The organism is Massilia eburnea (assembly GCF_050709955.1).
GTDB classification, from domain to species: Bacteria; Pseudomonadota; Gammaproteobacteria; order Burkholderiales; family Burkholderiaceae_D; genus Rugamonas; species Rugamonas eburnea_A.
In genome coordinates this window covers 121,196-139,803 of sequence record NZ_JBNZFX010000033.1, presented here as the reverse complement: position 1 = coordinate 139,803, position 18,608 = coordinate 121,196, and the positions used below count along the sequence as shown (strand labels likewise).

Genomic DNA, 18,608 nt, shown 5'->3' with positions numbered 1-18,608 from the left:
ATTATTTACCCGCCTCGGCCATCAGGTGCGGCTCGGTCTCCCGGCCCGGCTGCGACAGGCGAATGAAAGTTCGCGGTCCCGCCACGCCATCGGCCTTCAAGCCTTGGGCTAGCTGGAACTCGTGCAAGTATCGCAAAGTTTCACCGGCCAGTGGCTGGTTTTCACGCGGTTTCTTGACCCCGTTCATCTGTGCCAGGCGGCGGGCGAGCCAATCGACGTCCGGACCCTTGTCTCCTTCGCGCACTTCTTCGCGCCACGAGCGCGGTGCGCGCCAGAAGGTGGTGAAAGTGCCGTCGAAGCGGGCGTCCAATGCCTCGGGCGATATGGTTTCGCTGCCGCGGGCGCCAACCAGGGTGGCGCTCTTGCCGTCGATGGCGGTCAGCAGGACGTTGCGCGGCAGGGACTCGCCGTCGCGCAGCTTGATGATCACGGGGCGGTCAAGCTTGCGGATTTCTTCCAGGCCGCCCTTGGTCTGCATGCAGCGCAAGTTGCGCTTGGCCGCTTCGGCACAGCCCTCACCCTCGGAAATCTCCACCTCCCACTTTGCGGCCAGTTGGCTCAAGGCGGCATCCATCGTCAGCCAGGTAGGCGCTGGCGCCGGCGGCGCGACGTGCGTGGCGGCCGGCGCCGGAGCGGCGGCTTGCGGCGGTGCCGAATTTGCTGCGGGGCGCGAGGCAGGCGCAACCACCTGGGGCGCGCTGGCCGCCGGGGCGCGCGCCGAAGGCATCATCTGCCAAGCCGCAGCAGCGGTCAGCGCGGCCCCGGTCAGTACTCCGGCAGCGGCCACACGCCATGCGCGCGCCTTGACTGGAGCGGATTCGCCCGCGAATACCTCCTCCGCCGCACGGCGCAGGATGGTGGCATTCACCTGCGCGCGGTTTTCAACGTAGGTGCCGAGCAGCGCCCGGTCGCACAACAGGTTGATCCTGCGCGGCACACCTTTGCTCAATTGGTGGATGCGGCGCAGCAGCCCGCGCGGAAACAGCTCCACCGCACCAGCGCCAGCCACCGCCAGCCTGTGCTGGATATAGCTGCCCACTTCCGCCTCGGACAATGGCCCCAGGTGGTAGCGCGCAATCACGCGCTGCGCCAGTTGCTCGAGTTCCGGCCGCGCCAGCATCTGCCGCAGTTCCGGCTGGCCGATCAGGATAATCTGCAGCAGCTTGCGCTCGCTGGTTTCCAGGTTGGTCAACAGGCGCAACTGCTCCAGCACATCGGCCGACAGGTTTTGCGCCTCGTCGATGACCAGCACATTGTTATGGCCGGCCGCGTGCGATTCCAGCAGGTAGCTGTTGACCGCGTCCACATAGGACTTGACGCTGGCCCCTTCCGGCGCCACGCCGAATTCATCGCACACCGACTGCAGCAGTTCTTCCACCGTCAGCTTGGGATTGAAGATATAGGCCAGGCGGCAATCGGCCGGGATCTGCTCCATGAAGCAGCGGCACACGGTGGTCTTGCCGGCGCCGATCTCGCCGGTCAGAAGCACGAAGCCGCCGCCGCTGCCCACGCCATACAGGAGGTGCGCCAGCGCTTCGCGGTGCCGTTCGCTCATGAACAGGTATCGCGGGTCGGGGGCAATCGAAAACGGCTGCTGTTTGAGGTTGAAGTATTGCGTGTACATGGTCGGCGCTTAGCGCAGCGCGGGCGGCAGTTGCTTGAATTTGGCGCAGTATATCTTGGAGCGCGTGTTGAAATAGACGATGCGGCTGCCTGGCTTGGACTCCCGCACCGGATAGCGCGAAGTGTCGATTTTCGCATAGGCTTGCCCGTCCTGGCGGAGGATCGCCTTTTCCAGCTCTTCAGGGGTGGTATCGGTCACCGCGCCAACAAAGCTGTATGGGTAGCTTTCGTCGCTGATGATCACTTCCAGCACGGGAAAGCCCCACAGGATCGCGTCATCGGTACGGAACCAGTACGCCCCGCCCTCCCGCTTGTAGGGCCGCCCGAAGTATTGGCTCAAGTAGTCGAAGTAATAACGGTTCGAGGTCTGGTCGCGGCACAGCAATCCATTGCCGAGTACATCGCCGAAGTGGGAAGGCGGCGCAGCCTGCGCCGCGAGACTGGCGGCCAGCAGGCCAGCCGCCGTAAGGAAGCGCCGCATCATTCAGAGCTTCTGGAGCCAGGCGCGGTTAGCACTGATCTTGGCCTTGGCCGCAGGAGGCAACGCTTCGTAGCAGCCAGGGTATTGCTTCAGGGAACCCTCGCGGACCTCCTTCTGCAAACCATTGATCAGGAACACGTATACCGTTCCACCCTGGTCGGTCTTTTTGGTTCCTAAGTACTTGATCATAAGTGTCTCTCCTGACGAGCATTATGACATTTCAAGGCGAAATCACAACTTTTTGGCCGGTAGCGTGTGCATTTCAGTATCGGAAAAATGCAGTTGGCTCCTCGTTTTTGCGCGTCTGTCTTTTTCCGCCCCGGCGGCGCGACAGATTCGCATATCGTTCCTGCATCACAATCCTGAACAGTGACAATCAAAATGAATAAGCTGATCACCTACGGCGCCGCTGTTTCCCTGATCGCGCTGGGCGTTACGGCCCTGCATGCGAGCCCTCCGGACAGCGAAAAGAAGGCCGATCTCACCCCGACCAGGGAAAACCGCCCGGTGACGGCGTTCTCGCGCATTGAAGTCGAGGGCCCATACAAGGTACTGATCAACGCCCAGGGCGAACCGGCGGTGGAAGTCAGCGGTCCGAAACGCCAGGTCGAACAGCTTGAAACCGTGGTCCAGGGCGATACCCTGCACGTACGGCCGCTGCGCCGCAACCACTGGGTGTTCAGCTTCGGCAAACAGCGCGAGCCTGTGATTGTCAAAATCAGCACCAGCGGCCTGAAAGTCCTGAGCAACAGCGGCAGCGGCGACGTGGAGCTGGAGCGCGTGGACAGCAGCGAGCTGAAACTGATCACTACCGGCCCGGGCGACCTCAGCGCCTCCGGCACGGCCACCGAATTGACCGTCAAGGCCAGCGGCAGCGGCGATATGCACCTGCACCGCATGCGTGCCACTAACCTCAACCTGGTCATGACCGGTCCTGGCGATGTCAGTGCACCGGCCGTCACCGGCGACCTGAATGCGGTCTTGTCCGGCTCCGGCGACCTGGAGGCAGGCGACGTGCGCGCCAACAAGGTGAACGCTGCGATGAGCGGCCCCGGCTCGGTCGAGCTGCGTGGCAGCAGCCGCGAGATCCGTGTCGACATCTCGGGCTCGGGCGACCTGGAAGCCTGCAGCTTGCAGGTCGAGAACGTCAGCGCGATGTTGAATGGCCCGGGCAGCGCCTGCATCAATGGCCAGATCAAGAAATTCGACGCCGAGGTGCACGGCTCCGGCGACCTGGAAGCGCGCGGCCTGCAAACCCAGAACACCCGCGTGAGCCTGAGCGGCCCTGGCGGCATGAACCTGTCCGGCAGCAGCGAAACCCTGAGCGCAGATGTCAGCGGCTCCGGCGACCTGGACGCCAAGCATCTCAAGGTGGCCAAGGCGATTGCCCGCAGCAAGGGCCCCGGCAATATCTACCTGAGCAAAGTCAGCGATTCACTGGATGCCGACGTGCGCGGCTCGGGTGACCTCGAGGCGGAGCCGGAATGCAAGGACGTCAAAGTGACCATGAGCGGCCCGGGCGGCGTGCAACTGCGCGGCTGGACCAGCAACCTGAATGCGCAAGTGACCGGTTCCGGCAGCCTGGATGCGCGCGACATGCTGGCCAAGCAGGCCGAAGTCAATGTGCGCGGCCCGGGCAACGCCACGGTCAATGTGGAAGGCAAGGTGGCCGCACAAGGCCAGCAACTGATCTCCGACAAACAGCGTGTGGTGACGGTCGACCGTCGTGGCGCCCACACCGAATGATTGACGACATCGCTGCTGACGCCTGAGGCGCCGGCAGCGATTAGCTTTTTCTCCCGACTGCCCGGCCATCGTGCCGGGCTTTTTTACGTCTACATTGCAACTTTGGCACCACAGTCCATACCAAAGTGCATACCATTCACGCCAGCAAACTTATTCATACAAATCAATCACTTGCCATTGCAATTCGATGTTTATCAGCAGGCCTAAACAATACCAGTTAAATACCTGTTGACAAGCTGGTGTGCTCCTCATATAGTCGCCACAGTTCTTTTCATCCCTTGAAAAAATGATCGAATTCCTGATAGGCGTCGATGGTGGCGGCAGCGGCACACGCGTACGCCTGGCGCGTGCCGACGGACAATTGCTGGGCGAAGGCCAGGCCGGTCCATCCGCCCTGCTGCACGGCATTAAGAATGCGTGGGCCGCGGTTGAAGAAGCCACGGCACGCGCCTTTGAGGCGGCCGGCGTGGCACAGCCAGCGCGCGAAAGCATTGCGATCGGCCTGGGGCTGGCCGGCGTGCATAACAAGCAGTGGGCCGCCAACTTCGTGGCCGCCAATCCGGGCTTTGCCGCCGTGGCGCTGGAAACCGATGCCTTCACCACCGTGCTCGGTGCGCACCAGGGCCAGCCAGGCGCCATCATTGCACTGGGCACCGGCAGCGTGGGCGAAATCCTGCACGCCGATGGCTCGCGCCATGAGGTAGGCGGCTGGGGCTTCCCTTCCGGCGACGAAGCCGGCGGTGCCTGGATCGGCATGAAGGCAATCAACCATGTGCAGCAGGTTACCGACGGACGCGTGCCGGCCAGCGCCTTCTCGCAGACGGTGGCCGACGCTTGCGGCGGCGGCCGTGACCGCATCCAGGTCTGGCTGGCCAACGCCAACCAGACCGCCTTTGCGCAACTGGCCCGCATCGTCCTGCAATTTGCCGATCGCGATGCGACCGCGCGCGACATCCTGTCCGAAGCAGGCCGGCAAGTGGCGCTGATCGCCCACGGCCTGGACCCGAGCGGCACGCTGCCGATCGCATTGTGCGGCGGGCTCGGTGAGCCGCTGCGCGCGTTCCTGCCGCCTGCCCTGTTGCAGCGGATTGTTCCACCCAAGGGCGATTCGGCCGCGGGTGGCCTGCGCCTGATCCAACAACATTTGAAGGAGTAGCCCGTGCTATCCCAGTTGAGCGATTTCCGGCCCGACGCCGACAGCGACACCCCTCTGTATATGCAGTTGGCAAACAAGCTGTCCGATGGCATAGCGAGCGGCGACTGGCGTGCCAATGAGGCGCTGCCGTCCGAGCGCGTGCTTTCGGAAATACTCAATATCTCGCGGGTGACCGCGCGCAAGGCGATCGACATGCTGTGCGCACGCGGCATGCTGACGCGCCGCCGCGGTTCCGGGACTTACATCACGCCCAAGCTGGAGCAGCCGCTGTCGCGCCTGACCAGTTTTTCGGAAGAACTGCGCCAGCGCGGCTTTACCGCCGGCTCGCGCTGGCTGCAGCGCGAAATCGGCGTGGCGGCGCCGCTGGAATTGCTGTCGCTCGGCCTGTCGCCGAACATGCCGGTAGCGCGCCTGAAGCGCCTGCGCACCGCCGACGACGTGGTCATGGCGATCGAGACTTCAACCATTCCCGCCATGTACATGCCCGATCCCGGCACGGTGAACGGCTCGCTGTACGGCTTTCTGGAAGCCACCGGCAACGTGCCGATGCGCGCCCTGCAGCACATCCGCGCCATCAATGCCAATGCCGAGCAAGCGCGCCTGGCCAATATCTCGCCCGGTACCGCCATGCTGCACATTACGCGCGTGAGCTATCTGGAGAGCGGCGCAGCGGTAGAACTTACCCACTCCTACTGCCGGAGTGACTATTATGAATTTGTAGCGGAGTCGCGTCGATGAACCAGGCAATCAAAGGCAATATCCTGACACCGTCCGGTTGGCTGAACGGAACGATTTCATTCGCCGAGCGGATTGCGGACGTCGCGGGCAACAGCGCCGATCCGAAGCTGAACGGCGACGACTATATCCTGCCAGGCTTCATCGACCTGCACGTGCACGGCGGCGCCGGCAAGGACGTGATGGAAGGCGGCGATGCGGTGCATGCGATTGCCGCGATCCACGCGCGCCATGGCACGACGTCAATGCTGGCCACCACCATGACCGCGCCGCCGGAAGACATCGAGGTGGCGCTGGCGGCGATCGGCAAGGCCGTGCGCCAGCGCGGCAAAGGCGAAGCACGCGTGCTGGGCGCCCACCTGGAAGGCCCTTACATCAATAGCGGCAAGCTGGGTGCGCAGCCGAACTTTGCGCGCGCCGCCACGATCGAAGAAGTCCATCGCCTGGAAAAGCTGGCCCCGATGCGCGTAATCACCGTCGCGCCGGAAATTTCGGGCCACCTGGAACTGGTGCGCGACCTGGCCAACCACGGCGTGCGGGTCCAGATCGGCCACACGCTGGGCTCCTATGAAGAAGGTGTCGCCGCCCTGGACCATGGCGCCACCGGCTTCACCCATTTATTCAACGCGATGAGCGGCCTGCACCACCGCGAGCCCGGCATGGTCGGCGCTGCCCTGGCGCATGCCGAATTCGCGGAACTGATTCCCGACCTGCTGCACGTGCATCCAGGCGCGATCAAGGGCGCATTGCGCGCCATCCCGCGCCTGTATTGCGTGACCGATTCCACGGCTGCCACCGGCATGCCGGATGGCGAGTACATGCTGGGCCGCCACATCGTCCATAAATGCATGGGCGGCGTGCGCCTGCCCGACGGCACACTGGCCGGTTCCACGCTGACGCTGGACCAGGCCCTGCGCAACCTGGTCGGGCTGGGCCTGGACCTGGCCGACGCTTCCCAACGAGTTTCCACCCATGCAGCCGATTACCTCGGCCTGCAGGACCGCGGCCGCCTGGCACGCGGCGCGTATGCCGACCTGGTCGTGATGGACCGGGACCTGAAACTGAAAGCCGTTTATATCGAAGGAGAACGTTGTGACCTCAATGATGCTTAAAGAAGCCCTGTCTGCCGCCGACTGCGTGGAACAGCAGTTGGCGAATGACACCGACCGCTACGCGGAACTGGGCCGCAAACTGAGGAGCACTCCATTCAACTCCGCGTTGACCGTGGCACGCGGCAGCTCGGACCATGCCTGCAACTACATCGCTTACCTGATCATGTCGCGCCTGGGACGCGTGGTGGCTTCGCTGCCGATGTCGCTGGTGACGCTGCACAAATCGCCGCTGATTACGCGCGACACGCTGGTGGTGTCGGTTTCGCAGTCCGGCCAAAGCCCGGACGTGGTGGAACCGATCCGCTACTTCCGCGATGGCGGCGCCACCACCGTGGCGCTGGTGAATGATGCCGACTCGCCGCTGGCGCACAGCGCCGAATGGGCGATGCCGCTGCATGCCGGCAAAGAGCAAAGCGTGGCCGCCACAAAGAGCTTCATTACTTCCCTGGTGGCCGGCGCGCGCATGGTGGCGCATTGGCAGAACGATCCTGAACTGCTGGAGGGCCTGGCCGCCCTGCCCGATGCGCTGCGCGCAGCCTGCAACGTGGATTGGTCGCCTGCCGTCGAAGTGCTGGCGCCAGCCCGCAACATCATGGTGGTTGGCCGCGGCATCAGCTTCCCGGTGGCACTGGAAGCTTCGCTGAAATTCAAGGAAACCTCGGCATTGCAGGCGGAAGCCTTCTCCGGCGCGGAAATCAAGCACGGTCCGATGGCGCTGATCGAGGAAGGTTATCCGCTGCTGATCTTCGCCACCCGCGGCCCGACCCAGGCTGGCTTGCTGGCGCTGGCCGAAGACATGCGAGGCCGCGGTGCGCGCGTGCTGCTGGCAGCTCCGGAGGATATCGCGTCGCGCGACCTCACCCTGCCGGTGGCGGCGACGCCGGATCTCGATCCGATCGTTGCGATCCAGGCTTTCTATGTGATGGCGGCCAAGCTGTCCGCAGCGCGCGGGCTGGACCCGGATCGTCCGCGCCACCTGAACAAAGTCACCAAGACCCACTGATATTCCCGCGCGGCCATCGATGAAGAACAGTCTCCTGCTTGCTGCATTGATGGCCGTTGCCGGTGCTGCGCTCGCGGCGCCGGTGCAGCGCATCGAGTTCTGGACCTTCAGCATGAAGCCGCGTTTCACGCCTTACTTCGAGGACGTGGTGAAACGCTACGAGGCCGCCAATCCCGGCGTCAAGCTGGAATGGGTCGACTTCCCGTGGGACATTATCCAGACCAAACTGGTGACACGCATCGTGGCTGGCAAGCCGCCCGCGCTGGTCAACCTGAACGTGCCGTGGGCCGAGGAATTCGCCCGCGACGGGCTGCTGACGCCGGTCGATGCGATGCTCGGTGCAGATCGCGCGCGCTATTTGCAAAGTGCCCTGCGCGACCTGTCGTTCGCCGGCAGGACTTACGGCTTCCCGATGTACAGCAATGTCGCAGTGATTGCCTACAACCGCGACATCTTCCGTGCGGCAGGCATTCCGCACGCGCCGCGCAATCTCGATGAGCAGCTGGCGTTCGCACGCCAGATCGCCCAGCGCACCGGCAAGGCCGGCCTGTGCCCTGCCCTGTCAAAGGTTGACGGCCTGATGCTGCAACAAGGCTTGCCGGTACTGGCTGGCGGCCGCGCGGTATTCAATACTCCTGCGCACGTGGAATTGATTCGCAAATTGGCCGAAACTTATCGCGCGGGCGGCCTGCTGAAGGATGGCCTGTTTGCGGAAGATAACTTCCCGCCTGCCGTGGAGGCCTATAAGAGTGGGTGCCTTGGAATGCTGCTGGCGCCGCCGACGGCATTGAAGCGCATCCAGGCCGATGCACGCGATGTGTATGCAATGACCGATGTGGCGCCCGCGCCGCTGGGGCCGACCGGCATTGCCGATGGCGGCTGGTTGATCCATTTCGGCGTACCGGCGCGCGTGCCGGCGGCGGATTTACCAGGTATCGGCAAATTTGCACGATTTTTGACCAGCGACGCGAACCAGTTGGAATTCGCCCGGCAGGCCAGCGTGTTTCCCGCCTCGGCGCGCGCAGCCAATGATCCCTTCTTCACTGCCGTTCCGGCCAATGCAGGCGCAGCGGAGAAAGCCGTCGCCGCCGGTGCCGTATCGATGCCCTACTCGCGCACCATGTACGTGGCCGGCATCGAAGACTACGACGAACTGCGCCGCGCGCTGGTAAAAGCCGTGGAAGCGGGCGTCACCGGCCGCCAGGACATCCAGCAAGCGCTCGACACAGCCGTCGCAATCTGGAACCGAAAATTGTCCACCTTGGGGTCAGGAACAAAAGTGGACATTCCTCATGGAATGTCCACTTTTGTTCCTGACCCCAAGGTGGACATTTCGCGGGGGAATGTGCGATGAAGCGCTCGCTCGCTGCCTGGATGTTCCTGGCGCCGGCGCTGGCGCTGTTGGCCGTCTTTGCGTTCTGGCCGGTGCTGTTCGGGTCGGTGCTGGCGTTCACCGATTTCTCACTGGTGCGGCCGGCGCATTGGGTCGGCTTCGACAATTTCCGCTACATCTTCAATAACGAGATGTTCGTCACCGGCCTGAAAAACTCGCTGGCCTTCCTGCTGATCGTCCCTTGCGTGCAGCTTGGCGCCATTGCGCTGGCGGTGATGGTGAACAACCAGCTCCCGGGCATCAAGTTGTTCCGCGCAGCGTACTACGTGCCGGTGGTGACCACGGTCTCCGTGGTCGGCATCATGTGGGGCTTCATGTTTCACGAGCAGGGTGCACTGAACTACATCCTCGGCACCAACATCGGCTGGCTGCAGGACGACACCTTCGCGCTGGCGGCAATCATGTTCGTCACGCTGTGGCGCGGCCTCGGCTGGTATATGGTGATGTACCTGGCGGCGTTGCAATCGGTGCCGCAGGAGATGCAGGAAGCCGCGATCCTGGACGGCGCTTCACGCTGGCAGCGCTTCTGGCATATCACGGTGCCGATGCTGCGCCCCACCATCATGGTCTGCACCATCCTGTCCGTACTGGGCGCGCTGAAAGCCTACCAGGAGGTCGACGTACTGACCCAGGGCGGCCCAATGAATTCCACCTTCACCGCCCTGTACTACGCCTACGACCAGGGCTTGAAGCACCTGAAGCTGCCACGCGCACTGGCCGCGAGCTTTATCGTCTCGCTCATCTGCATCGGCATCGCCCTGCTTTGCCTGCGCTACCTGAAGCCAAAGCACCGATGAAGAAGACCGCACAATACCTGCTGCTGGCCGCCATCGCGCTGCTGTGCATCTTCCCGTTCTGGTGGACGCTGGTGACGGCCTTGTCCACCGAAGGCAATATCTTCTCCTATCCGCCGACTTTCTGGCCGAAGCAGCCTTCGCTGGAGAACTTCGCGGAGGTATTCCGCGTGATCCCGATCTGGTCTTTCCTGAAGAACTCGATCCTGATCACGGCGTTCACTGTACTGTGGAAGCTGGTGCTGTGCTCAATGGCTGCCTATCCGTTGGCCCGCCTGCATTTCAAAGGCAAGAAGCTGGTCTTCGGCCTGATCGTCGCGACCATGGTCCTGCCGTCCGAAGTGAACTTCCTGGTCAACTTCATCACAGTGACCGAATTGGGCCTGGTCGATACCTACTCCGGCGTGATCCTGCCGAACGTGGTGAACGCCGTCGCCATCCTATTGCTGAAACAAGCATTCGAGGAAGTGCCACAAGACCTGGTCGATGCCGCGCGCGTCGACGGCGCCTCCGAATGGGCCATCTTCACCAAAATCATGCTGCCGCTGATTGCGCCATGGCTGGCGACGGTCGGCATCCTGACCGCCGTGGAGGCCTGGAACGAATACATCTGGCCATCGATCGTCATGAGCAAGCCGGACGAATTCCCGCTGTCGGTGGGCGTCTTGTACTTGCGCGGCACCTTCGGCAGCAGCACGCGCGTGATCGCGGCAGGTACCATCATCACCATTGTGCCGACGCTGGCGGCATTCCTTTTCACCCAACGTTACTTCATGCGCGGCATGGACGGAGCAGTTAAATGAGCACACAAGAACTACGAAAAATCGCGGGACAACTGATCATGATCCGCTTCCCCGGCACCGTGCTGGACCAGGCGACGGCAGATTTCATCCGGGACAACGGCATCCGTGGCGTGTGCCTGTTCCGCGGGAATATGACCGACTCCGTGCAACTGGCCAAGCTGACCGCCGACCTGCGCGACGCCATGGGTCCGAATTCCCTGATCGCCATCGACCAGGAAGGCGGCGCCGTTGTGCGTTCAACCTGGGTGCCGGCACCGCCAGCAGCCATGGGCCTGGGCGCGGCCGATGATTCCGACCTGGCTTACCGCACCGGGGCCGCCGTGGCGCGCGCCGCCAAATCGCTCGGCTTCAACTGGAACTTCGCGCCGGTGCTGGACCTGAACAACAACCCGAACAACCCGGTGATCGCCGAGCGCTCTTTCGGCGCCGAGCCGCAACGCGCGGTGGAACTGGCCATGGCCTGGATGGCCGGCAGCCATGCCGAAGGCGTGGCCTGCTGCGTCAAGCACTTCCCCGGCCACGGCGATACCCACGTCGACTCGCACCGCGACCTGCCGACCGTCGACAAGGCGCTGCCCGAACTGGACGTGCTGGAGCTGGCGCCCTTCCGCGCCGCTGCCCCGGTGGCGCCGGCGATGATGACCGCCCATATCGTTTACCCGGCGATCGATCCGGACAATCCGGCAACGATGTCGCCCGCCATCCTGGACGGCATCCTGCGCAAGCAATGGAACTACAAGGGCATCATCATCACCGACGGCATGGACATGCATGCCATCGCCGGCCGCTACGGCGTGGGCAACGCCGCCGTGCGCGCCCTGCTGGCCGGAGCCGACATGGTGATGGCGCTCGGCACCACCGAAACCCAGAACGAAACCCTGGATGCAATTGCCGCCGCACTGGCCAACGGCTCCCTGTCGCAAGCCGCCGTCGATGAACGCTTGGCGCGCCTGAACGCCTTGGCGCAAGCCTACCCTTGCCAGCAACGCTCCTATAAGGAAGATGCCGCCGACCGCGTGATCATGGCCGAAGGCTGGCGCCGTGCGCTGACCGCCCGCAGCAATCCACAGCGCCCGGCGCCAGGCAGCAAGCTGCGTCTGGTGGTGCGGCAGGACGTGGTGAGCGACGGCGTGTCCGAAGCCGGCGTGCCGGCAGCCGCCGTAGCCGCCTCGCTGGGCAAACTGTACGACGTCGACCTGGTCACCTTCGCCGACGCCAACACCTTCGACTGGTCGTCGCTGCCGCAGGACGGACGCTTCACCGTGCTGGCCTCCACTTCCCGCCTGCGCTACGGCGACAACGCTCGCAATAACTGGAAGCCGGACCTGCACCTGGCGCTGTGGAATCCTTACCAGGCGCTGGATATCCAATCGCCGGCCCTGATGACCTACGGTTTCGCCGCGCCCGCGCTGGAAGCCATCAACGCCTGGCTGTCGGGCGAACTTGAAGCCACCGGCCGCTGCCCGGTTCCCGGCTTTGCTTGAAGCTTAAGGAGACAAGATGGATGCCGCACGCCACAACCCGCTGAAGTGGATTCCTACGCTGTACCTGGCGCAGGGCCTGCCCTACTTCGCCATTGCCCTCGTCTTCGGCCAGATGATGAAGAGCATGAACATGTCGAACGCGGAAATCAGCCACTGGCTGGCCTTCCTCGGCGGCGCCTGGATCTTCAAACCTTTGTGGAGTCCCTTCCTGGAGCTGGCGTCCAGCAAAAAGCTGGTGGTGGTCAGCCTTCAGCTGTTCGGCGGCCTATGCCTTGGCTTGGTGGCGCTGGCGCTGCAATTCCCGTTCTGGCTCAGCGCCAGCATCGGCGTGCTGTTCCTGGCTTCGATTGCCTCCGCCACCCACGATATTTCCTGCGACGGCCTATACATCGCCAGCCTTTCAAAGAAGGCGCAGGCACAATACGCTGGCTGGACCGGCACCTTCTTCAACGCCGGCCGGCTCCTGGCGCAGGGCGGCTTGCTGACGCTGGCCGGCTTTCTGGAAAAGACATACGGTGTCACGTCCGCCTGGACGGTCATTTTCGGCATCATCGGCCTGACCATGTGCGCGCTGGGCGGCTACAATTTCTGGGCTCTGCCCCTCAGCCCCAACCCGCGCATGGCCGATCACAGCGCCGCCGCCGTCGCGCGCACGCTGGGCGAAGTAATCATCGACTACTTCCGTAAGCCGGGCATCTGGGTTTCGATCCTGTTCATTATCCTGTTCCGCGCCGGCGAAGCCCAGGTGCAAACCATCGGCCCCCTGTTCCTGCGAGAAGCACGCGCTGCCGGCGGCCTGGGGCTGGATACGGCGCAGGTGGGTATGGTGTATGGCACCGGCGGCACCATCGCCTTCATCATCGGCTCCATCGCAGGCGGTTATTTCACTTCCTGGCTCAGCCTGCGCCGCGCCATCCTGTTCCTGATCCTGGCGATGAACCTGCCAAACCTGGTGTTCTACTACCTGTCTCACGCGCTGCCGACCGACCTGACCGTAATCGGTGTCGCCTTGAGCCTGGAGATGTTCGGCTATGGCTTCGGCTTTGTCGGCGTAATCCTGTACATGATGCAGGTGGTCGCCCCGGGCAGGTACACCACCGCGCACTACGCCTTCTCCACCGGCGTGATGCAGCTGGGCTTTGTGCTGTTCCGCTGGATCAGCGGCGACATCCAGACCGCGCTGGGCTACAAGGACTTCTTTGTGTGGGTGCTGCTGGCCGCGATCCCGGTTGCCATCCTGTCGCAGTTCATTCCGATGGAATCGCGCGAACAAGGCAGTGGCGAAGCCGTGCCCGAGGCAGCCTGATTCATGGCGTCGGTCTCGCTGCGCAATATCGCCAAGCGCTATGGCGACAATGCCCCGGTGATCCAGGGCATTGACCTTGACATCGCGGATGGAGAATTCACGGTATTCGTCGGCCCTTCCGGTTGCGGCAAATCGACGCTGCTGCGCATGATCGCCGGGCTGGAAGAAATCAGCGGCGGCGAACTGCAAATCGGCGGCAAGCTAGCCAACAGCGTGCCGCCGGCCCAGCGCGGGCTGGCCATGGTATTCCAGTCCTATGCGCTGTACCCGCACATGACGGTGTACGAGAACATGGCATTCGGCCTGAAGCTGGCCGGCACGCCAGCCGCCGAATTGCGTGCGGCGGTCGAACGCGCCGCCGCCACGCTGCAGATCGGCCACCTGCTCGAACGCAAGCCGAAGGAGCTGTCGGGTGGCCAGCGCCAGCGCGTTGCCATCGGCCGCGCCATCGTGCGCAAGCCGCAGCTATTCCTGTTCGACGAGCCGCTGTCCAACCTGGACGCCGGCCTGCGGGTGCAGATGCGCCTGGAAATCGGCCGCCTGCACAAGGAACTGGGCACCACCACCATCTACGTCACGCACGACCAGGTCGAAGCAATGACGCTGGGCCAGCGCATCGTGGTGTTCAATGGCGGCAAGGTCGAGCAGGCCGGTACGCCACAGGAGCTGTATAACAGTCCAGCCAACCAGTTCGTGGCCGGCTTCCTTGGGGCGCCGCGCATGAACTTCATTCCGGCCGAAGTGATCGCCCTGGGAGCCACGCATGTGGCGGTGCTGCTGCCGGGCGGCGCCATCGTGGAAGTGGCAGCCCTGCCCGGCGACGTGGAGCGCGGCAGCCGCGTCACGCTTGGTGTGCGACCGGAACACCTGCAATTGCGGGAAGAGGCTTACAATGCCGCCGCTGTAGCGATCAGCCATGTGGAGTACCTTGGCGATCAATCAATTGTTTATGCGGCTTTGCCCGGCATGGCGGAGGCGCTGGCGGTCAAACTGGCGCAGGATTTGACCGTGCCGGCTGCCGGCGCGCCTGCCACGCTGTTCCTGCCGTCGGAGCGCTGCATGCTGTTTGCGGCCGACGGCACGGCTTTCTGCCGGCCATAAGAAATCGTTACAATTGGCTACTTCAGAAAACCGGTCCCATGACAAAATTATGGGAGAATAGACGTTTGCCTCAACCACAAGAAGGATCACATACCATGACCCAACATCGTTTCGCACGTATCGGCCTGCTGCTGGCAGCCATCGGCCTGAGCGCCGTACCGGCGCTGGTCCAGACCGCACACGCGCAAGACAAACAGGCTGCCGCCAGCGCTCCACAAGAGACAGTGCGCAAAGATATGGTCAAATTCCTGGACGGTAAAGTCCTGGGGCCCCTGCTGGATGCCAAGAAATATGGCGAAGTGACCGCCTTGCTGGACCAGGCAGACGCAATGCCGAACAAAACCCCTTACGAACAGTACTTCATCAACCGCATGCGCCTGGCCACTGCCCTGGGCATGAACGACAAGCCGAAGCTGATCGAGATGCTGGAGTACGTGCTGGCCTCCGGCCGCCTGGAAAAAGAAGAGCAAGCCAAGTTCACCCAGGCCCTGGCTGGCTACTACCAGGAACTGAAGAACTACCCTAAGACCATCGAAAACCTGCAGAAGTACAGCCAGATGACCGGCGATCCGAAAGCAGCACGCCAGATCATGGCGATCCGTTTCGAGTCCGGCGACTACAAGGGCGTACAAGCCGACCTGCTGAAGAAGCTGAACGACAGCATCAAGGCTAACCAGCCAATGACCCGCGAAGAACTGCACATGCTGGCCGACGCTTCGCACCGCCTGAAAGACAAGGGCACCTACCTGACCGCGCTGGAAGGCCTGGTGCGCTGGCATCCGCGTGACCGCTACTGGTCGGACATGCTGTACCGTACCCGCGGCAAGGAGAACTACTCGACCCGCTTCTCGGCCGACATCATCCGCCTGCAGAAAGTCGCCACCACCAAGATGGAAGAACAGGACTACCTGGAACTGGCCGAAGTCGACCAGCTGGAAGGCCAGTTCATCGAAGGCAAGGCAGTGCTGGACGCCGGCATCGCCAATGGCGCTGTCACCCAGAACGCCAAGGTCAAGAAGCTGAAGTCCGAACTGGACCGCCAGGCAGCCGACGACATGAAGAACATCGCCGCCTCCGAATCTTCGGCCCGCAAGGCCAAGAACGGCACCGGCCTGGTTAACCTGGGTTACGCTTTCGTGACCATGGGCCAGCACGACAAGGGCATCCAGCTGATCCAGGACGGCATCGCCAAGGGCGGCCTGAAAAATGCGGATGACGCAAAGCTGCGCCTGGGCTACTCCTACGCGATGGCAGGCAAGAAGGATGAAGCGATCAAGATCCTGGAGACCGTGCAAGGCGCCGACGGCCGTGCCGACCTGGCACGCTACTGGATCCTGTGGGTCAACCGTCCATTCCCAGCGACTGCCGGCGACGACGAAAAACAAGGCTAAGCCGAGCGCCTGAGCGTCTAAGCAATACAACAAAGCGGGAATGGCTTTCGGGTCCTTCCCGCTTTTTTTTCGCCTGTCACCCCCGATTCAATTGAATCACTCTTGCCGATCGCGAAATTCTAGGCTGTAATGGCGATCCGCACCGTTACAGAAAGAGCAACACCCATGCATGCCCCGCTGTCAGAAAGTGACTTTCAGCAGTCCCTGCGCGAACCCCTGCTTAGGTATTACGGCTACGAAGAAAATTTCCACGACCAGCTCCAGACATTTGAGCATGTGCGGGAGCGCCTGCAGCAAGCACCGGAGATGATCTCGGCGATCCCCCTGTATAACCTGATGAACACGACCAAGCGCCTGGCGACAGATGCGAGCGCGTTCCTGGTCAACTGCTACAGCGGCGGGCACGATATTGCGCAGCTGCAGGCTTTCTACGACCGTGCGGTCGAATATTGGGAAACCTACGCCCATTACAACCAGGCCTATAACGACAGCAACGACCGCGAGACCTCCTGGCCGCACGTAGCGCTTGCGGGCCCGGAATACCACCAGGCCCTGACCATGGTTTGCATGGGCATCCTGCTCGGCAAACAGGAGGTGCTGCACCGCCTGGTGCCCTTGATCGACTATCTCAACGAAAAGCGCGATGCGCTGGTCGAGCGCTTGCTTAGCTGCTGCATCGCAGGCCGCGATCCGGCGATCAGCATCTGCCGCCGCAACCTGCCATACTCGAAAGCGCTGCCGATCTTTGCCGCGCAGCCTTCCGAGCGGGCGGCTCTGATGGCGCAATACCTCGCCGAATGGTACGAGGCGAGCCGCCGTGAAAACTACTATGACCTGCACAAGTCGGGTTACCAGTTCGTCGGCTACTGGTCGTGGGAAGCTGCCGCCATCACCCTGGTGCTGGGCATCGACGACACGAGTTATCGCCACCTGCCCTATTATCCGGCGGACATGGTCGCCTTTGCACGCCAGGCCAATGCCGGCAAGATGCCGGTCTATGTGGCACCTCCCGTCGAAGAAAGCGCCGAACTGCCGCAGCCCCAGACAATCGACGAACTGGCCGAATTCTGGCGGCATAAAAAGCTCTCTCCCGCAGACTTCGAGCAAAGGCGCCGCTCCAGCCGCATGCGCTATGCGAGCTATGAAGAAAACCTGGTGCTGTTCACCGACAAGGTCTGCTACGACTGCGCCGACCCGGATCAGTACGACGGAGCACATTGGCTGGCATGGGAGTCCGTGAACCACCTGCGCAATACCTACAGCGCCGGCCATGCACTGGAGGACCTCAATACTTTTTTTCCGCTGGCTCTCAGCTTTTGGGAAAGCTACGCGCGCTTCCTAACGCCATCTACACTGTCGGCGGAAGACGAGGACGAGGACTGCTACAAGCACTGGCTGGACCTGCAAGACGATGACTATCACACCGGCCTGTCGCTGGTGTGCTTCGCCACCCTGCTAGGCCACCAGGACAAGCTGGTGCGCATCATGCCTATCCTCGACTACGGCAACCGCCGCCGCGACGCCCTGCTGGAGCACCTGGTCGCGCCATTTGTGCCCGGCCGCGAAGCACCGCCGAAGAAATGCACGCGCGGCAAACCGTACTCGCAAACCTTGCCGATTTTCGCCGCTGCGCCGGAAAAACGCGCTGCCATGATGGCCGAATACATGCAGGCCTGGTACGACCTGAGCGAGAACGAGCCCTACTTCGGCACCAACCGCAAGGGCTCCCAGTTCTTCGGCTACTGGTCCTTCGAAGCAGCAGCCATCAGCTCCGTGCTCGGCATCGACGACACATCCTACCGCGACGATATCTTTTACCCACGCGAACTGGCAGACTTCGCACGCTCGCGCATCGCATAAACCGGAGATTCACAATGAAAGCCCAATTCCTTGGCGCGCTGCTGCTCGCCATTGGCCTGCCGCTGCACGCGCAACAAGCCATCATCCCACAGCGCGATATCACGAGCATTTCGGCAAACGGGATCGAACTCAAAATGCTGTACACGGATATCGACAGGGGGAATCACACCCTGCGCACAATTACCTTCTTCCGCTCCAATGACAAGGGTCCCGCAGAGCAGATCCCATTCGAGATCAATGAGAAGTTCGTGCCGACGCTTCAACTGAATTCGGGCGCCGACTGCGCCATCAGCGCATTTCGCGCCTTCAAGTCAAAGGCTGGCCTGCGCGTGATCTTTGCCGAGCGTGAAGGCTGGTGGGCGGAGGATCGACGCGTGACGTTTACGGTCATGGAACTGAAAGCAAATGACGATCAGGAGTCGGTAGACGCGCCCGCTCTGTCCTTCCGCCAGGTGAACAAGTTCACCAGCCAGCGAAAATTCTGCGACGTAAACCAGGCAATGGATGCGGACGCCGCTCGCCTGAAGAAGTAACTATTGACTTGCAAGTATAGCGATTCAATTGAATCTCTCTTGCTTCAAAAGAACTTCTAGGCTGTAATGGCGGTCCGTATGGTTATC

The 18,608-nt window shown here is 62.6% G+C and carries 17 protein-coding genes; 14 read left to right on the top strand and 3 right to left on the bottom strand.

Going from position 1 to position 18,608, the window contains the following annotated elements; translation table 11 throughout:
• Position 1: 1 nt before the first annotated feature.
• From ACQ4MM_RS21025 to ACQ4MM_RS21015, 3 genes are read right to left on the bottom strand one after another with little or no spacing between them, the layout of a single operon-like run.
• A complete protein-coding gene (locus ACQ4MM_RS21025; RefSeq protein WP_431479183.1) occupies positions 2–1,624 on the bottom strand; it encodes an AAA family ATPase in 1,623 nt (540 codons plus the stop codon).
• A 9-nt stretch (positions 1,625–1,633) separates the two neighbouring features.
• A complete protein-coding gene (locus tag ACQ4MM_RS21020) occupies positions 1,634–2,107 on the bottom strand; it encodes a hypothetical protein (RefSeq protein ID WP_431479182.1) in 474 nt (157 codons plus the stop codon).
• Positions 2,108–2,293: a hypothetical protein gene (locus ACQ4MM_RS21015; protein WP_431479181.1), complete on the bottom strand. Its 186-nt coding sequence runs from the start codon at positions 2,291–2,293 to the stop codon at positions 2,108–2,110.
• A gap of 192 nt (positions 2,294–2,485) precedes the next feature.
• Between ACQ4MM_RS21015 and ACQ4MM_RS21010 the strand changes: the two genes are divergently transcribed.
• The 14 genes from ACQ4MM_RS21010 (at position 2,486) to ACQ4MM_RS20945 (ending at position 18,521) form a co-directional block, all read left to right on the top strand.
• Positions 2,486–3,850, top strand: a complete 1,365-nt coding sequence (locus ACQ4MM_RS21010; protein WP_431479180.1) for a GIN domain-containing protein — start codon at positions 2,486–2,488, stop codon at positions 3,848–3,850.
• A gap of 286 nt (positions 3,851–4,136) precedes the next feature.
• Entirely contained in the window at positions 4,137–5,006 is an 870-nt protein-coding gene (locus ACQ4MM_RS21005) for a BadF/BadG/BcrA/BcrD ATPase family protein (protein WP_431479179.1), read from the top strand.
• Between the two features lie 60 nt (positions 5,007–5,066).
• Positions 5,067–5,744 carry a GntR family transcriptional regulator gene (locus ACQ4MM_RS21000; RefSeq protein ID WP_431479212.1) on the top strand — a complete coding sequence of 226 codons (678 nt, stop codon included), beginning with the start codon at positions 5,067–5,069 and terminating at the stop codon, positions 5,742–5,744.
• On the top strand, positions 5,741–6,853 hold the full coding sequence (nagA, locus tag ACQ4MM_RS20995) for an N-acetylglucosamine-6-phosphate deacetylase (protein ID WP_431479178.1): 1,113 nt from the start codon (positions 5,741–5,743) through the stop codon (positions 6,851–6,853). Before ACQ4MM_RS21000 ends, nagA begins: the two co-directional genes overlap by 4 nt.
• Positions 6,843–7,856 carry an SIS domain-containing protein gene (locus ACQ4MM_RS20990; RefSeq protein WP_431479177.1) on the top strand — a complete coding sequence of 338 codons (1,014 nt, stop codon included), beginning with the start codon at positions 6,843–6,845 and terminating at the stop codon, positions 7,854–7,856. The genes nagA and ACQ4MM_RS20990 overlap by 11 nt, the downstream gene beginning before the upstream one ends.
• 19 nt (positions 7,857–7,875) lie before the next feature.
• Positions 7,876–9,210: an ABC transporter substrate-binding protein gene (locus ACQ4MM_RS20985; RefSeq protein ID WP_431479176.1), complete on the top strand. Its 1,335-nt coding sequence runs from the start codon at positions 7,876–7,878 to the stop codon at positions 9,208–9,210.
• A complete protein-coding gene (locus ACQ4MM_RS20980) occupies positions 9,207–10,046 on the top strand; it encodes a carbohydrate ABC transporter permease (protein WP_431479175.1) in 840 nt (279 codons plus the stop codon). The genes ACQ4MM_RS20985 and ACQ4MM_RS20980 overlap by 4 nt, the downstream gene beginning before the upstream one ends.
• Positions 10,043–10,846 (top strand): carbohydrate ABC transporter permease, encoded by an 804-nt coding sequence (locus ACQ4MM_RS20975; RefSeq protein ID WP_431479174.1) that lies wholly within the window; start codon positions 10,043–10,045, stop codon positions 10,844–10,846. Before ACQ4MM_RS20980 ends, ACQ4MM_RS20975 begins: the two co-directional genes overlap by 4 nt.
• The gene (locus tag ACQ4MM_RS20970; RefSeq protein WP_431479173.1) at positions 10,843–12,330 is read left to right on the top strand and encodes a glycoside hydrolase family 3 protein; all 1,488 of its coding nucleotides are present in this window, start codon (positions 10,843–10,845) and stop codon (positions 12,328–12,330) included. The genes ACQ4MM_RS20975 and ACQ4MM_RS20970 overlap by 4 nt, the downstream gene beginning before the upstream one ends.
• A gap of 16 nt (positions 12,331–12,346) precedes the next feature.
• The gene (locus ACQ4MM_RS20965; RefSeq protein ID WP_431479172.1) at positions 12,347–13,636 is read left to right on the top strand and encodes an MFS transporter; all 1,290 of its coding nucleotides are present in this window, start codon (positions 12,347–12,349) and stop codon (positions 13,634–13,636) included.
• Positions 13,637–13,639: 3 nt separating this feature from the next.
• Positions 13,640–14,737 carry an ABC transporter ATP-binding protein gene (locus ACQ4MM_RS20960; protein ID WP_431479171.1) on the top strand — a complete coding sequence of 366 codons (1,098 nt, stop codon included), beginning with the start codon at positions 13,640–13,642 and terminating at the stop codon, positions 14,735–14,737.
• A 95-nt stretch (positions 14,738–14,832) separates the two neighbouring features.
• Positions 14,833–16,128, top strand: a complete 1,296-nt coding sequence (locus ACQ4MM_RS20955) for a tetratricopeptide repeat protein (protein WP_431479170.1) — start codon at positions 14,833–14,835, stop codon at positions 16,126–16,128.
• 165 nt (positions 16,129–16,293) lie between these two features.
• Positions 16,294–17,988, top strand: a complete 1,695-nt coding sequence (locus tag ACQ4MM_RS20950) for a PoNe immunity protein domain-containing protein (RefSeq protein WP_431479169.1) — start codon at positions 16,294–16,296, stop codon at positions 17,986–17,988.
• A 14-nt stretch (positions 17,989–18,002) separates the two neighbouring features.
• A complete protein-coding gene (locus tag ACQ4MM_RS20945; protein ID WP_431479168.1) occupies positions 18,003–18,521 on the top strand; it encodes a hypothetical protein in 519 nt (172 codons plus the stop codon).
• The last annotated feature ends 87 nt before the right edge of the window (positions 18,522–18,608 follow it).

What these genes read in the sequence shown, in the direction of transcription:
- ACQ4MM_RS20945 (WP_431479168.1), top strand. Translation starts at nt 18,003, where the DNA reads ATGAAAGCCCAATTCCTTGGCGCGCTGCTGCTCGCCATTGGCCTGCCG.
- ACQ4MM_RS20960 (WP_431479171.1), top strand. Translation starts at nt 13,640, where the DNA reads ATGGCGTCGGTCTCGCTGCGCAATATCGCCAAGCGCTATGGCGACAAT.
- ACQ4MM_RS21005 (WP_431479179.1), top strand. Translation starts at nt 4,137, where the DNA reads ATGATCGAATTCCTGATAGGCGTCGATGGTGGCGGCAGCGGCACACGC.
- ACQ4MM_RS20955 (WP_431479170.1), top strand. Translation starts at nt 14,833, where the DNA reads ATGACCCAACATCGTTTCGCACGTATCGGCCTGCTGCTGGCAGCCATC.
- ACQ4MM_RS20975 (WP_431479174.1), top strand. Translation starts at nt 10,043, where the DNA reads ATGAAGAAGACCGCACAATACCTGCTGCTGGCCGCCATCGCGCTGCTG.
- ACQ4MM_RS20970 (WP_431479173.1), top strand. Translation starts at nt 10,843, where the DNA reads ATGAGCACACAAGAACTACGAAAAATCGCGGGACAACTGATCATGATC.
- ACQ4MM_RS20950 (WP_431479169.1), top strand. Translation starts at nt 16,294, where the DNA reads ATGCATGCCCCGCTGTCAGAAAGTGACTTTCAGCAGTCCCTGCGCGAA.
- ACQ4MM_RS21010 (WP_431479180.1), top strand. Translation starts at nt 2,486, where the DNA reads ATGAATAAGCTGATCACCTACGGCGCCGCTGTTTCCCTGATCGCGCTG.
- ACQ4MM_RS20985 (WP_431479176.1), top strand. Translation starts at nt 7,876, where the DNA reads ATGAAGAACAGTCTCCTGCTTGCTGCATTGATGGCCGTTGCCGGTGCT.
- ACQ4MM_RS20965 (WP_431479172.1), top strand. Translation starts at nt 12,347, where the DNA reads ATGGATGCCGCACGCCACAACCCGCTGAAGTGGATTCCTACGCTGTAC.
- ACQ4MM_RS21025 (WP_431479183.1), bottom strand. Translation starts at nt 1,624, where the DNA reads ATGTACACGCAATACTTCAACCTCAAACAGCAGCCGTTTTCGATTGCC.
- ACQ4MM_RS21000 (WP_431479212.1), top strand. Translation starts at nt 5,067, where the DNA reads ATGCAGTTGGCAAACAAGCTGTCCGATGGCATAGCGAGCGGCGACTGG.
- ACQ4MM_RS21015 (WP_431479181.1), bottom strand. Translation starts at nt 2,293, where the DNA reads ATGATCAAGTACTTAGGAACCAAAAAGACCGACCAGGGTGGAACGGTA.
- ACQ4MM_RS21020 (WP_431479182.1), bottom strand. Translation starts at nt 2,107, where the DNA reads ATGATGCGGCGCTTCCTTACGGCGGCTGGCCTGCTGGCCGCCAGTCTC.
- ACQ4MM_RS20990 (WP_431479177.1), top strand. Translation starts at nt 6,843, where the DNA reads ATGATGCTTAAAGAAGCCCTGTCTGCCGCCGACTGCGTGGAACAGCAG.
- ACQ4MM_RS20980 (WP_431479175.1), top strand. Translation starts at nt 9,207, where the DNA reads ATGAAGCGCTCGCTCGCTGCCTGGATGTTCCTGGCGCCGGCGCTGGCG.
- nagA (WP_431479178.1), top strand. Translation starts at nt 5,741, where the DNA reads ATGAACCAGGCAATCAAAGGCAATATCCTGACACCGTCCGGTTGGCTG.